The 13,025-nt window shown below is 46.4% G+C and carries 16 protein-coding genes; 5 read left to right on the top strand and 11 right to left on the bottom strand.

Annotation, left to right across the window (positions count from 1 at the left end; genetic code table 11):
• Positions 1-63: 63 nt before the first annotated feature.
• The 6 genes from AAHN97_RS10565 to pdhA are packed head-to-tail and all read right to left on the bottom strand — an operon-like array spanning position 64 to position 4,200.
• Positions 64-753, bottom strand: a complete 690-nt coding sequence (locus AAHN97_RS10565) for an SIR2 family NAD-dependent protein deacylase (RefSeq protein ID WP_343307568.1) — start codon at positions 751-753, stop codon at positions 64-66.
• A complete protein-coding gene (locus tag AAHN97_RS10560) occupies positions 750-1,157 on the bottom strand; it encodes an EVE domain-containing protein (protein ID WP_074238551.1) in 408 nt (135 codons plus the stop codon). The genes AAHN97_RS10565 and AAHN97_RS10560 overlap by 4 nt, the downstream gene beginning before the upstream one ends.
• Positions 1,158-1,189: 32 nt before the next feature.
• Positions 1,190-1,909, bottom strand: coding sequence for a (Fe-S)-binding protein (locus AAHN97_RS10555; protein WP_343307567.1), 720 nt, complete (start codon positions 1,907-1,909; stop codon positions 1,190-1,192).
• 47 nt (positions 1,910-1,956) lie between these two features.
• Entirely contained in the window at positions 1,957-2,454 is a 498-nt protein-coding gene (gene ribH / locus AAHN97_RS10550) for a 6,7-dimethyl-8-ribityllumazine synthase (RefSeq protein ID WP_343307566.1), read from the bottom strand.
• Between the two features lie 9 nt (positions 2,455-2,463).
• Positions 2,464-3,165, bottom strand: coding sequence for a tetratricopeptide repeat protein (locus tag AAHN97_RS10545; protein WP_343307565.1), 702 nt, complete (start codon positions 3,163-3,165; stop codon positions 2,464-2,466).
• A 42-nt stretch (positions 3,166-3,207) separates the two neighbouring features.
• Positions 3,208-4,200, bottom strand: coding sequence for a pyruvate dehydrogenase (acetyl-transferring) E1 component subunit alpha (gene pdhA, locus AAHN97_RS10540; protein WP_343307564.1), 993 nt, complete (start codon positions 4,198-4,200; stop codon positions 3,208-3,210).
• 170 nt (positions 4,201-4,370) lie between these two features.
• On the opposite strand from pdhA, the gene recF reads away from it, so the two are divergent.
• Entirely contained in the window at positions 4,371-5,456 is a 1,086-nt protein-coding gene (recF, locus tag AAHN97_RS10535) for a DNA replication/repair protein RecF (RefSeq protein ID WP_343307563.1), read from the top strand.
• Here the strand turns inward: recF and AAHN97_RS10530 are convergent.
• The gene (locus tag AAHN97_RS10530; protein WP_343307562.1) at positions 5,445-5,606 is read right to left on the bottom strand and encodes a DUF1328 domain-containing protein; all 162 of its coding nucleotides are present in this window, start codon (positions 5,604-5,606) and stop codon (positions 5,445-5,447) included. The two genes, recF and AAHN97_RS10530, sit on opposite strands and share 12 nt — an antisense overlap.
• Positions 5,607-5,724: 118 nt before the next feature.
• Here AAHN97_RS10530 and AAHN97_RS10525 point away from each other — a divergent pair, with 118 nt between their 5' ends.
• A complete protein-coding gene (locus tag AAHN97_RS10525; protein WP_343307561.1) occupies positions 5,725-7,005 on the top strand; it encodes a TCR/Tet family MFS transporter in 1,281 nt (426 codons plus the stop codon).
• Positions 7,006-7,292: 287 nt separating this feature from the next.
• Here the strand turns inward: AAHN97_RS10525 and AAHN97_RS10520 are convergent, their stop codons facing one another.
• Both AAHN97_RS10520 and AAHN97_RS10515 read right to left on the bottom strand, forming a co-directional pair.
• The gene (locus AAHN97_RS10520) at positions 7,293-7,949 is read right to left on the bottom strand and encodes an NADPH-dependent F420 reductase (protein WP_343307560.1); all 657 of its coding nucleotides are present in this window, start codon (positions 7,947-7,949) and stop codon (positions 7,293-7,295) included.
• Between the two features lie 32 nt (positions 7,950-7,981).
• Positions 7,982-8,719 (bottom strand): menaquinone biosynthetic enzyme MqnA/MqnD family protein, encoded by a 738-nt coding sequence (locus tag AAHN97_RS10515; RefSeq protein WP_343307559.1) that lies wholly within the window; start codon positions 8,717-8,719, stop codon positions 7,982-7,984.
• Positions 8,720-8,800: 81 nt separating this feature from the next.
• Here AAHN97_RS10515 and purB point away from each other — a divergent pair, with 81 nt between their 5' ends.
• Positions 8,801-10,141, top strand: coding sequence for an adenylosuccinate lyase (purB, locus tag AAHN97_RS10510; protein ID WP_343307558.1), 1,341 nt, complete (start codon positions 8,801-8,803; stop codon positions 10,139-10,141).
• Entirely contained in the window at positions 10,138-10,533 is a 396-nt protein-coding gene (locus AAHN97_RS10505; protein ID WP_343307557.1) for a thiol-disulfide oxidoreductase DCC family protein, read from the top strand. The genes purB and AAHN97_RS10505 overlap by 4 nt, the downstream gene beginning before the upstream one ends.
• 496 nt (positions 10,534-11,029) lie before the next feature.
• On the opposite strand, the gene AAHN97_RS10500 is transcribed toward AAHN97_RS10505, so the two are convergent.
• On the bottom strand, positions 11,030-11,515 hold the full coding sequence (locus tag AAHN97_RS10500) for a hypothetical protein (protein WP_343307556.1): 486 nt from the start codon (positions 11,513-11,515) through the stop codon (positions 11,030-11,032).
• Between the two features lie 188 nt (positions 11,516-11,703).
• On the opposite strand from AAHN97_RS10500, the gene AAHN97_RS10495 reads away from it, so the two are divergent.
• Entirely contained in the window at positions 11,704-12,399 is a 696-nt protein-coding gene (locus tag AAHN97_RS10495; RefSeq protein ID WP_343307555.1) for a pseudouridylate synthase, read from the top strand.
• A 6-nt stretch (positions 12,400-12,405) separates the two neighbouring features.
• Here the strand turns inward: AAHN97_RS10495 and AAHN97_RS10490 are convergent, their stop codons facing one another.
• Positions 12,406-13,023, bottom strand: coding sequence for a hypothetical protein (locus tag AAHN97_RS10490; RefSeq protein WP_343307554.1), 618 nt, complete (start codon positions 13,021-13,023; stop codon positions 12,406-12,408).
• Positions 13,024-13,025 lie beyond the last annotated feature (2 nt).

Below are 13,025 nucleotides of genomic sequence, written 5' to 3'. Positions count from 1 at the left end.
TTCCTGTGATAAACTCCGTTTGATGATCAAAGTATGGAGCCGCCTGACATCCGGGCGGCTTTTTTATTGCGCTTCAGCCAGAAGCTTCAGTAACTCCTCCACTCCCTCCGTGGCAGGCTTTTCTATCAGGTGATAATCCGAACCTTTAACGGGTGGAATCTTTTTATCAATGATGTATTTGGGAATACCGGGTCTGAGATAATCCACCAAACCTGCAGCAGGATAGACATTCAGCGAAGTACCAATCAGTACGAACACATCTGCCTGTACAATTTCAAGGATAGCAGGCTCTATCATGGTCACTGCTTCTCCAAACCAAACTACATGCGGGCGGAACTGACTTCCGTCTGCTGCAAGGTCGCCCATTTTGATGTCGCCGGTAATGGGGAAAAGTTCAGTTTCGTTGAGTTCGCTGCGCATTTTGATGATCTCTCCATGCAGGTGTAAAACCCTTGTGGAGCCTGCGCGTTCGTGCAGGTCATCTATGTTCTGGGTGATGATGTGTACATCGTAATGTTCTTCTAATTTAGCTAAGCCGATGTGTGCTGCATTGGGTTGTGCATTCATCACATCTTTGCGGCGCATGTTATAGAAATCCTGTACCAGCGCGGGGTTCTTCTGCCATCCCATGGGAGAAGCTACTTCGTAGATATCATATCCTTCCCACAGGCCGTCACTGTCCCTGAAAGTACGGAGACCACTTTCTGCGCTGATACCAGCACCTGTGAGTACTATGAGTTTAGGTTTGCTCACATGCCTGCCATTTCGAGTACTTTCTTAAATTCCTCTTCTTTCACTGCGCCAACAGATAATCTGCTGAGGCGTATCAGGTCCATATTCTGCAAACTTTCTTCCTCTTTCATCTGCGCGAGGGAGACGGGCTTTTTTAATTTCTTTACAGGGGCAAGGTCCACTGAAAGCCAGGCGGGATCAGGGGTTGTAGGGTCCTGGTAATGTTCTTTCACTACTTTGGCGATGCCTACAATTTCCAGGCCTTCATTACTATGGTACCATAACACCTGGTCTCCTTTTTTCATGGCGCGCAGGTTGTTGCGTGCAGCATAATTGCGTACGCCATCCCACAATGTTTTGCCGTCTTTTACAAATTGATCCCAGGAGTACTTAGATGGTTCGGATTTCACTAACCAGTATTGCATTCGGACGAAGTATTATATTTGATAATTACTGATCACCAGCCACTGGCCAGTACATCAGCGATATGCATAACTTTGATGTTGTGCCCATGTTTGCGGATATAACCATCCAGGTGCATGAGGCAACTGAGGTCTGTTGAGATCAGGTAATCCGCTCCGCTGTCAATAGCATTGAGCACTTTTTGCTCACCCATTCCCAGGGAGATGGGTTTGTATTTCACTGCAAAGGTACCACCGAAACCACAGCATACTTCACAATCGTGCATTTCTTTCAGCTCCAGGCCTTTCACGTTTTCAAGTAACTGGCGGGGACCGGCTTTGATGCCGCATTCGCGCAATGCGCCACAGGCATCATGATAGGTGCCGATGCCTTCAAGCGTTGCGCCGATGTCTTTTACATGCAGCACGTTTGTGAGGAACTCGGTGAATTCGAAGAGGTTTTTTCTGAGCAGTTTTACATCGTTGTGTGCAGCAGAATTGTCGAACAGCTGGCCATAATAGTTACGGACGAAACCTGTGCAGGATCCGCTGGGTGCAACAATGTAATCGTATGTATGGAAATCTTTCAGGAATTTAGTGGCAACGGAGCGGCATTCGTTCTGGTAACCTGCGTTGAAAGCCGGTTGGCCACAGCAGGTCTGGTCTGTATTGTAACTTACATTACATCCCAGTTTTTCCAGCACTTTCACCATATTAAAAGCCGTTTCGGGAAATAGCTGGTCTACGAAGCATGGTATGAATAGCTGTACGTTCATTATCAGTATCAGATTGCGTGTAATTCCTTAAAAGTACTCTTTTGCGCTTAAATCTTGGCCAGCTGCCTCTGGAAGCTGATCATTTTCAGGGCGGTAAGCGCAGCTTCCTCTCCCTTATGGCCATGGGCGCCACCGAGACGGTCTTTTGCCTGTTCGATGTTATCCACGGTGAGTATACCGAATATAACAGGTACGGGGAGTTCAAGGTTGAGTTGCAGGATACCGTCTGTCACGGCTTTACAAACGTAATCGAAGTGAGGGGTCTCTCCTCTTATCACACAGCCAAAAGCTATGATGGCAGAGGGTTGTGAACCGGTACCTTTTGTTTGTTCCCAGATCTGCCTGCAGGCAAAGGGTAATTCAAATGCGCCAGGTACCACGGCTTTGGTGAACTTTGCTTTGTATTGATCCAGTGAGCGTTCGCAGCCCGTTACCAGTTCATTTACAATGAAGTCGTTCCATTCCGTATATGCAATAACAACACTGGCACCCTCCAGGTGAAGAATGCCAGCGTCGTTGAGTAAGGTCTGATTATATATAGACATTTCCCGAAGTTATTTCACCACTCCCAGTCTGGCCAGGTATTTCTCAATCTCACGGCCTTCGTTCGTCTGTGGGTATTTTTGTTTGATCTGTTCGTATACCGCAATAGCATCCTGCGGTTTGTTTGCTTTTTCCAGCGCCAGGCCTGCACGCAGCAGGTAGATGGGGGAAGTGAGCATGTTATCGGCAGCGCCTGCTTTCTTATAATAAGAAACGGCATCGTCTGTTTTGTTCAGTTCCATGTAAGCATCTCCGATCAGCCCGTTTGCGAGGGATTGGATCACGAGATCGCTGCTGGAGAAGGCTTTCAACTGATCGATACCTTTCTGGTAGTCGCCCAGTTTCACATAACAAACGCCTGCGCTGTATTTAGCGAGGTTGCCTGCTTTTGTTCCGCCATATTTATCGATCACCTGCAGGAAACCGTAGGTGTTACCGTCTCCGTTGAGTGCCAGCTTGAAAGAATCCACGGCAAAGAAGTTCTGCGCGCCGAAGATGGCTTCCTGCGCTTTCTTTTCGTTGGGAGCTTTTACAAAACGATTGTAACCAAAGAAACCTCCGATGATCACAACTACAGCGAGTAAGCCGATGTTGATCACATTTTTGTTCTTTGTGTAGAAGTCCTGTGCCCTGTCTGCCGTGTGCTGCAGATCAAAGTCCTGGTTCTTAGCGGCTGGTGCCGGTTGTTTGGTGTTTGTTTTATTATCTGACATGTGTTGCTCTAATATATTAGATAGTGGTAATAGGGTTCCGTATTAGTCTACGATGAATGGATAATCCTGCTGGATATATACATCCTTCAGCAATTCATCGTCAGAAGGCCATGGGCTTTCTTCGGCGAAGTTAACGGAATCTTCCACTTTATTCTTTACGCGCTCAGTGATAGCTTCGAGTTCAGCATCAGTGATCCATTTGTTATCCTGCAGTGTTTTGAGCACAACAGTCAGCGGATCCCTTTCCTTATACTCTTCCACCTCTTCTTTGGTGCGGTATTTAGCGGGGTCACTCATAGAGTGGCCGCGGTAACGGTAAGTTTTGATCTCCAGCAGGGTTGGTCCGCCGCCTTCGCGTGCACGTTTGATAGCTCTGTCCACTCCTTCATGTACAGCTTCGCAGCTCATACCATCGATGGAATCGGCAGGCATTTCATAAGCGTCTGCCAGTTTATAGATATCCAGTACATTGGAAGTACGTTCTACAGAAGTACCCATAGCGTAATGGTTGTTCTCGCAGATGAATACTACGGGAAGTTTCCACAGCATGGCCATGTTAAAGGTTTCATGCAGCATACCCTGGCGGGCAGCACCATCACCAAAGAAGCAAAGTACAGCATTGTCTGTACCCAGGTATTGCTCTGCAAAAGCCAAACCAGCACCTGTACCTATCTGCGCACCTACGATCCCGTGACCGCCAAAGAAACCGAGTTCTTTAGAGAAAAAGTGCATAGAGCCTCCTTTACCTTTGGAACAACCTGTTGCTTTACCATACAGTTCCGCCATGCAAGCCTCAGGAGAAATACCTTTAGCGATTGCAAGGGCGTGATCACGGTAAGCCGTAATGAATTTGTCGCCGGGTTTGGTAGCTGTCATGGCTCCGGCAGCAATAGCTTCCTGGCCAATGTAAAGGTGACAGAATCCACGGATCTTTTGCATACCGTAAAGTTGCCCGGCTTTTTCTTCAAAGCGGCGCAGTAACAGCATCAATTCGTACCAGTATAGATAGGTCTCTTTGGAGAATTTCGTTTTCACGTCTGTTAAAGTTTGCACTATTTCTAAATTTGTTCGCAAATATAACAGGAAAATCTGCAAATTCAAGCAATTTTGCGGAACGAAGTACGAAGGCGGGCGGAGACGCGCAATATATTGTACTTCTACCTGTTAAAAATATTACTTGATTATATTAATTATATACGACAAGCTTGTTATCTGTTTCTAAAATAGCGCTTACCCAATTTAAGAATTACTCTCACCGGGTATTCCACTTTTCCAGGAGGATCGTGGGCATCACCGGGCATAATGGTTCCGGCAAGACCAACCTGCTGGATGCCATTTATTACCTCTGTTTCACCAAAAGCTATTTCAGTACGGCCGAAAACCAGAATGTACAGTATACCACCAACGGTTTCCGGCTGGAAGCTCAGTTTGTAAGGCATGCGCGGGACGAGAAGATTGTGTGCACAGTAAAGGAAGGGAAAAAGGAGATTGCGCTGAATGAGGAAAGTTATGAGAAGTTCTCCCGCCATATTGGTCAGTTCCCGGCTGTGATGATTGCGCCGGATGATGCAGAGATCATTCTCGGGGGAAGTGAGGACCGCCGCCGCTGGCTGGATAGTTTGCTTTCCCAGTTGCACCCCGGGTACCTGGATCACCTGATCGCTTATCATAAGATCTTACAACAGCGGAATAGTCTGCTTAAATCACTGGCCCCCTCCCCTGATGCTTTGCTGGATGTGTTTGATGAACAACTGGTACAACATGGGGTGCCGATCTTTGAAGCCCGGAAATTCTTCCTCCAGACCTTCATTGGACAGGTACAGCAGAAATATGATTACCTGGCGGGCCGCCATGAGGTAGTGGCTTTCCGTTATCAAAGCCAGCTCCTGGAGCGTGATCTGGCAGAATTGCTGGCCACCAGCAGGTTGCGGGACAAACAAATGCAAAGGACCACACAGGGCATCCACCGGGATGATCTGTTGTTCCTGCTGGATGAACATCCCATGAAAACCAGTGCTTCCCAGGGGCAGCGCAAAAGTTTCCTCTTTGCCCTGAAACTGGCGCAGTATGAGGCCATCCGGGAGCATAAACAGTTCCCTCCTATCCTTTTACTGGATGATGTGTTCGAAAAGCTGGACCAGGAAAGGGTTTCCAGGCTTATTCAACTAGTGCAGGGGGCTGATTACGGACAGGTTTTCATCACAGATACACACGGAGAACGGCTGTTACAGGCATTCTCCGGTAATCCGGATATGATCCAGCTGATCAATATGCAGGAATCACTTCCTTAACAAACCTGCGATCAGGGAGATCAGGAACAATACCACGAAGATAAAGAAGAGGATACGCGCAATAGAAACAGCGCCAGCGGCGATTCCGCCGAATCCAAAAACTGCCGCCACAATGGCGATGATCAGGAAAATAACTGCCCAGCGTAACATAATATATGGTTTTACGGTAGTGTTTACAATTATCATTCCACAGATTACAAATGGTGTACGTCATTTGTTTAGCCTTTCTGATCTTTATTCCCGCTAGTTTTGCGCAAATTCTTAAACAATGGCTGACAGGCAGAAGTGGGCACTATCGTTCATCTTCATTACATTATTGATCGACTTTACCGGGTTTGGTATTATATCCCCCGTTGTTCCCAAACTGATTGAAACCCTTACCGGTGGCGATATTAGTGATGCTTCCCAGTATGGAGGCTGGCTTACTTTTTCCTATGCCATTATACAATTTGTGTGCGCCCCTATCCTCGGAGGGCTGAGTGACCGTTATGGAAGAAGGCCTGTGCTATTGCTTTCCATGTTTGGTATGGGAGTAGATTACCTCTTCCTGGCTTTTGCACCTTCCATCTTCTGGTTGTTTGTGGGCAGGATCATATTAGGACTCACCGGCGCCAGCATCACAGCGGCTTCCGCTTATATTGCAGATGTCAGTACACCTGAAAAACGGGCACAGAACTTTGGCCTGCTGGGAATGGCTTTGGGGATAGGATTCACGCTGGGGCCTTCTATCGGAGGGTTTGCGAGTAAGCTCTGGGGTGTTCATGCACCTTTCCTGATAACAGCGGGCATGTCTTTATTGAATGCACTGTATGGTTATTTCATTCTGCCGGAATCCCTTAAAAAAGAGAACAGGCGCACTTTTGAATGGAAACGATCCAATCCCATAGGTACTTTAAAGCAACTGAAGAACTATCAGAAGATCTATTCCCTGCTGGGCGCGGTTTTCCTGATCTATATAGCGGTACATGCCATTCAAAGCAACTGGACGTTCTATAACATGTATAGATTCGGTTGGGAAGAAGACATGGTGGGGCTTTCGCTTTCCCTTTCGGGAATCCTGCTGGCTATTGTACAAGGCGGGCTGATCAGGATCGTGCTGCCTAAGCTGGGTTACCATAGGGCGGTATATATTGGTTTACTGATCTACATGACCAGCTTTTTGCTGTTTGGCTTAGCTACAGCGGGTTGGATGATGTTTGCCATACTGGTGGCCTATAGCATGGGGGGAATTTTTGGGCCATCGCTGCAAGGGATCATGAGTAACCAGGTATCATCTTCTGAACAGGGGGAATTACAGGGAGCTATGACCAGTCTGATCAGTTTGAGTAATATCATCGGGCCTTTGCTGATGACGGGCGTGTTTCATTTTTTTACGAAGAAGGATACGGTTTTCCGTTTCCCGGGAGCGCCGTTCTTCCTGGCTTCTGTTTTGACTTCCATTGCTGCTGTGCTGGCTATCAGGGCGTTCAGGAGGACTACTGCTGTTGCTGAGCCTGAGCCTGCCACAGCTACGGAGGAGATTGTTGAAGGGGAACTGGTTCCGCGGTAATGTGAATGCGTGGCTTCAGCGGATTAACTTCCGCAGTAATGTGAAAGCATGAATTCTACCTCCTCAGTAACCTGAAGAACAGATACTGTTTCCGCGGTGATGTGAAAATCGGGGCTCCAGCAGCTTTACTTCCGCAGTAATGTGAAAGCATGAATTCTATCTCCTCAGTAACCTGAAGAACAGATACTGTTTCCGCGGTGATGTGAAAATCGGGGCTCCAGCAGCTTTACTTCCGCAGTAATGTGAAAGCATGAATTCTACTTCCCCTGTAACCTTAAAAACAGATCTTACTTCCTTAGCAGCCTGAAAGCATGGTTCCAGCTGCCTTCCCGGAATGCGATAGCGGACCAGATCACAGCTAATCCTTCCAGGTAACGGCTCATTTCGATGTTCCCGGTGTCTGTAATGTCTTTCCAGCCTAGTTGACGGAGTATTTCACTGACTGCTTTTTTGGCCAGGTTATCGTTTCCTGCAATGAGCATGGTGGGATCTCCTTCCTGGAATTGGGGATTGACCATCAGGAGGTTGCCTACTATGTTAAGGGCTTTTACTACATGGGCATCCGGTAACCAGGCCTGTACCTGTTCTCCCCCGGAATTACTATTGCCGGGGGCAAGTCCTAGCCTGCCGGTTTTATCAGGACCTTTGCCATCCAGGGGATTGGTGACATCTACGATTATCTTCTTTTTGAAATTCCATACACCGGCCTGCTCGATCACGTTCTGTGTACCACTCCAGTTGGTACAAAGAAAGATCACTTCTCCATAAGCGGCTGTTTCAGCGAAGGTGCCAATGCTGCTGCCAGGGCTGTTTTCCATCATCCATTGCTGTAGTTTCTCCTGCCTGGGATGCCGTGTTCCGATCATAACGGAGTGGCCTAAACGTACCAGCCCCTGGCCTATGGTAGTACCTACCACGCCAGAGCCAATGATGCCTGCCTTCATACTGTATGAATTTAGTATTGAAAGTTAAGCATTTATTGCAGGTAACTGAGGAACTTTTGCATGCCCTGCCGCTTTGCAGGGGTTAAACGGTAACTGATGTTCTGGGTATAATAAGTGGTGAGATCGTAATCCGGACTGCCGTTTTCAGATACCACTATCGGAAGGTTATTGAGCCCGATCTGGTTGGCATCGTTGAACTGTTGGATGAATTCCACAGGCAACGGGCGGTTGCTGATCCAGGCTGCAAATACAAAAGGCAGGCTGGTGAAGCGGACCCAGGCTTCACCGAGATCATATATATAAGGGGAAATGAGGCGTTGTTTGAGAGCACGGTCTCCAATTACGAGTCCTGCGTCTGTTCCTTTGATCAGGTCCTGGTAATCTCCGGAAGTTTCCACAAATTCCACGTTCAGTTTCCAGTGCTCCCGCACCAGAACCTTCAGGAGGGCTACGGAAGTACGGCTTTGGTAGTCCAGGTAAATACGTTTTATCTCCTGCAGGGGTACCTCGCTGAAAAGGCAAACAGAGGCAACAGGGCCTTCCGCACCAATGCAGAAATCTGCGATGATATGGTATTCTTTCAATTTTGGAATAATTGCCACCGGCACCAGGGCCAGATCTACTTCTCCATCAATCAACTGGCGGGCTATCTTAGCCGGATAATCCATTGTCAGCTCCATGGAGCGTAACACTTTATGATCCCTGAAACCATATAATAAAGGTTTCGTATTCAAATAACTAACTGCCGCTACTTTTACTTTCCGTTCCAATTTCCGTAATTTTGAGCCTGCAAAAATAAAGTAATTCCTGCAAACTAATGCCAGGGGCTATATTGACCGGTTAATTAAAATATGATGCAATTACAAGCTTTAACTGCTATTTCCCCGGTAGACGGGCGTTACAGAGGACAATTGGAAGAACTGGCCCCCTATTTTTCCGAGTTTGCGTTGATACGCTACCGTGTACAGGTAGAGGTAGAATATTTCATAGCCCTGGCGGACCAGAAGCTTTTTACACTGCCCAAAGCCAGGATCCCTGCTTTAAGGAACATCTATCAATCTTTCACCATTGAAAATGCTCAGCTGGTAAAGGATACAGAAAAGATCACCAACCACGATGTTAAAGCAGTGGAATATTTCCTGAAAAATGAACTGAAGGCCCTGGGGCTGGAAGATAAACTGGAGTGGATCCACTTCGGCCTTACTTCCCAGGATGTGAACAACACAGCTACTCCCCTGCTCTGGAAGGAAGCGGTAGAGCATGTTTACCTGCCTGCCATCTCCAACCTGATCATTCACCTGAAGAAACTGGCAAAAGAATGGAAAGCTGTACCGATGCTGGCCAGAACACATGGTCAGCCTGCATCTCCTACCCGTTTAGGTAAAGAGATCCTGGTGTTTGTAGAAAGACTCGAAGGACAGATCAAATTATTAGGCCAGATACCTTTTGCGGCTAAGTTTGGTGGAGCAACAGGGAATTTCAATGCACATCATGTTGCCTTCCCTTCCATTAACTGGGAGAAGTTCGGGAATAAGTTTGTGAACGGGGTATTAGGACTGCAAAGGATGCAATACACCACACAGATTGAACATTACGATAATCTTTCCGCACAGTTTGATACCTTGAAACGTGTGAACAATATCCTCGTGGATTTTGCACGTGATGTGTGGACCTATATCTCCATGGATTACTTCAAACAGAAGATCAAAAAGAACGAAGTGGGTTCTTCTGCGATGCCGCATAAAGTAAACCCCATCGACTTTGAAAATGCAGAAGGCAACCTTGGCCTGGCGAATGCTTTGTTTGAACACTTAAGTGCTAAACTTCCTATCTCCCGCCTGCAGCGTGACCTGACGGATTCCACTGTACTCCGCAATGTTGGTGTGCCAATGGCACATACGGTATTGGCTGTTAAATCCCTTGAAAAAGGATTGGGCAAGCTGATCCTCAATGCTGCGAAATTACAGGCGGACCTGGAGAATAACTGGGCAGTTGTTGCAGAAGCGATACAAACTGTTTTGCGCCGTGAGAATTATCCGCAGCCTTATGAAGCGTTGAAAGAATTAACGCGTAACGGGGAGCAGATCACGCAGAAAACAATGCTCAAATTCATTGATGGACTGAAGATCAGCGCTACCTTGAAGAAAGAACTGAAAGCTATCACACCTCATAATTATACCGGTATCCATTGAGCCGGATCATCCTGTTTGACGGTGTTTGTAAATTCTGCAACGGCAGTGTGAACGTTGTCATCAGGCATGATAAGCACGACCGGTTTAAGTTTGCTCCTTTGCAGTCTGCTGCCGGGCAAGCGTTGTTAAAGCGGTTTGCATTGGATACGGAGAAGATGGATTCCTTTGTGCTGATAGATAACGATAAGGCCTATACGCGGAGTACGGCGGTGTTGAGGGTGTTGCGAAGGCTGGGTTTTCCTTTTAACCTGTTGTATGTGGGAATAGTATTACCGGTTGGCTTGCGGGACAGTTTGTATAACTGGATTGCAAAGAACAGGTATAGGTGGTTTGGGAAGAAGGACCAGTGTATGGTACCGGATGAAATGGTGAGGAAGAAGTTTTTGGATTGAGAATTGATATGCAGAAGGGTGCCTTTTGAAAGGACAGGTAAGAATTTAGACTTGGTTATGAACGTGAAGAACGAGTGCCTTTGAGAGGACAAGTAAGAATTTTGATTTAGTTGTGAACGTGAAGAACGAGTGCCTTTGAGAAGACAAGTAAGAATTTAGACTTGGTTATGAACGTGAAGAACGAGTGCCTTTGAGAGGACAAGTAAGAATTTAGACTTGGTTATGAACGTGAAGAACGAGTGCCTTTGAGAAGACAAGTAAGAATTTTGATTTAGTTATGAACGTGAAGAACGAGTGCCTTTGAGAGGACAAGTAAGAATTTTGACTTAGTTGTGAACGTGAAGAAGGGATGCCTTTGAATTGATCTGCAAAAAATAAACCTGTAAGAGGAGGCCTTGATACCAGGCTCCGTAATAAACTTTGTCTTGAAAGAGGGCGTTCTGTTGGACGCCCTCTTTATTTAATGGATTAGTATTTCACGAGGACATGATATGTTCTAAGTTTGTATCTCCACCGGGCAGATATTGCCGGCAACATCGTACACCAGTATTCTCAGTAGTTCGCCGGGTTGTTTGAATTCATACTCCCACTGTTCATTTTTTAATACGGCGAAGCGCTCTCCCACTTTCACTTTCTCTATACGGTGTTTCCCTTTTGTTTTGATGATGATCTTCTGGTCTTGTTTGGAGACCGTTACTTCCGGTTTATGATAAGCATCCTGAAACGCTGCGTTGAAAGCACTTTGGCCGGGTTTGGCTATTGATTTGTAGTGTGCTTTTTTCGCTGGGTCCTTGATGGCTGCTTTTGCGAAGTTGTTGGCTTTTTTGAAACGCTCCTGGTTGGCCAGTTGATTGGCGGTTTTAGGAGGATATGGCTTGGGCATCTTGCAGATAACGGTTTTCCCGTTCCGCTGGCGCAGTACGAATTCGTTTGCGAAAGTTCCGCTTGCCTTTTTAAGAATTACACTTCTTGATATTGCCATAACAACACTAAGGTAAGTATAAGATACCAGATATCAAAACTTATTTTAAACCTAATTTAAACCTATATTGAACCTATGTCAGTGTTCTGAGAGTACAATGAAAGTGCTTCTTTTGAGGTTGTTTTGAAGGGGATTGGAGGGATTTTCTGAGTGAATGAGGTACCTTTGCGGACCTTTGGGGATTTTATATGAACACTGCTGCAGCTTTTCGTCCTTTTCAAACATCTCTTGCTGTTCAGCAGTTAGCAGAAGGACTGACGTTTTCACTGGATAATGCCCTCCACCCTCTTAGTTTACTGGCTGTCAGTGAGTTGCAGTTGCATTTAAAGCATCAGCAGGAATGGGCGGGGAAAATGTTCGGGGTATTGGTAGTGAGAACGGAAACGGGGGAATTGGGTTACCTGTCCGCATTTTCGGGGAAACTGGCCGGAGAGAATCATCACGAGGGATTTGTGCCACCTGTGTTTGATGGATTGGTGGATGGCGGATTTGTGAATGAGGGAATGACAAAACTTACCCGGATCAATGAGGAGATCAATTCCCCTGAAACGGATGCAGTACAGGTGGAGTTGCTTAAAGTACTCAGGAAAGATCATTCTACTTCTTTACAGTACAGGATCTTTGAACAGTATCATTTCCTGAATAAGTTAGGGGAGTCTAAAAGCCTGATTGAAATATTTGGGGATAGAAACCCTCCTGCTGGTGCGGGAGAATGTGCGGGGCCGAAGCTTTTGCAATATGCTTATCAGCATAAGATGGAACCATTGGCGCTGGCAGAATTCTGGTGGGGATCATCTACCAGGTCCGATCACTGGAAACATGGGGAGTTTTATGCACCCTGCAGGGAGAAATGTTCTTCTATATTAGCACATATGCTGAGCTGAGTGATGTCAGGTCTTTTTAAAATATCCTTTTTCTATAATAGAATCACCCACACCCAGATCCCAGTTGGTGAATCCCAGCTTTTCCATCATCAGCTCCTGTAATTTTCTTTGGTATAAGAATGGTTCAGAACACAGATAACCGTTCTCCGGATCTATATAAACCAGCATGCCTTCCTCTCCTTTCTCTTCCTCCTCCCTATATGTTACCGCATGCTCCCATTTCAGTTCCGTTCGTTCCGGAGGACCGAAATCAATGACCGCTTTACGATACCGGCTAAAGAGCTGTCTTTTAACTACTCCGTTATAGATCAGCGAGTAGGAATAAGATTCACTGCTATCATACTCTTCATAAGCAAAGACCAATTCAGGGTCCGAGAAATAGTCCAGGTATTTTTTTATAGTGGATGTTTCCTGGTTTTTGAAAAATTCCCCGGCAAAGTCTGAGTTGCAGAGCACAACCAGGTCTTTGGTCTTTACGGCATATACACTGTCCGGGCGTCTGATATCAAAGAAGTGCCCGTTATGATCTTCAAAGGATTCACCAAAGAGATCCTTCACTACTTTTTTTAGCTGGAATTTTCCTGTGTTGACTTTAAACGCAACACCTGCGCCGTTTGTACCCATAG

Source organism: Chitinophaga niabensis (genome assembly GCF_039545795.1).
Taxonomy (GTDB): Bacteria; Bacteroidota; Bacteroidia; order Chitinophagales; family Chitinophagaceae; genus Chitinophaga; species Chitinophaga niabensis_B.
The sequence above is the reverse complement of the archived record's forward strand: the minus strand, read 5'-3'. Positions and strand labels throughout refer to the sequence as shown.

What these genes read in the sequence shown, in the direction of transcription:
- AAHN97_RS10560 (WP_074238551.1), bottom strand. Translation starts at nt 1,157, where the DNA reads ATGCAATACTGGTTAGTGAAATCCGAACCATCTAAGTACTCCTGGGAT.
- AAHN97_RS10555 (WP_343307567.1), bottom strand. Translation starts at nt 1,909, where the DNA reads ATGAACGTACAGCTATTCATACCATGCTTCGTAGACCAGCTATTTCCC.
- ribH (WP_343307566.1), bottom strand. Translation starts at nt 2,454, where the DNA reads ATGTCTATATATAATCAGACCTTACTCAACGACGCTGGCATTCTTCAC.
- AAHN97_RS10545 (WP_343307565.1), bottom strand. Translation starts at nt 3,165, where the DNA reads ATGTCAGATAATAAAACAAACACCAAACAACCGGCACCAGCCGCTAAG.
- AAHN97_RS10530 (WP_343307562.1), bottom strand. Translation starts at nt 5,606, where the DNA reads ATGTTACGCTGGGCAGTTATTTTCCTGATCATCGCCATTGTGGCGGCA.
- AAHN97_RS10525 (WP_343307561.1), top strand. Translation starts at nt 5,725, where the DNA reads ATGGCTGACAGGCAGAAGTGGGCACTATCGTTCATCTTCATTACATTA.
- AAHN97_RS10520 (WP_343307560.1), bottom strand. Translation starts at nt 7,949, where the DNA reads ATGAAGGCAGGCATCATTGGCTCTGGCGTGGTAGGTACTACCATAGGC.
- purB (WP_343307558.1), top strand. Translation starts at nt 8,801, where the DNA reads ATGATGCAATTACAAGCTTTAACTGCTATTTCCCCGGTAGACGGGCGT.
- AAHN97_RS10500 (WP_343307556.1), bottom strand. Translation starts at nt 11,515, where the DNA reads ATGGCAATATCAAGAAGTGTAATTCTTAAAAAGGCAAGCGGAACTTTC.
- AAHN97_RS10495 (WP_343307555.1), top strand. Translation starts at nt 11,704, where the DNA reads ATGAACACTGCTGCAGCTTTTCGTCCTTTTCAAACATCTCTTGCTGTT.
- AAHN97_RS10490 (WP_343307554.1), bottom strand. Translation starts at nt 13,023, where the DNA reads ATGGGTACAAACGGCGCAGGTGTTGCGTTTAAAGTCAACACAGGAAAA.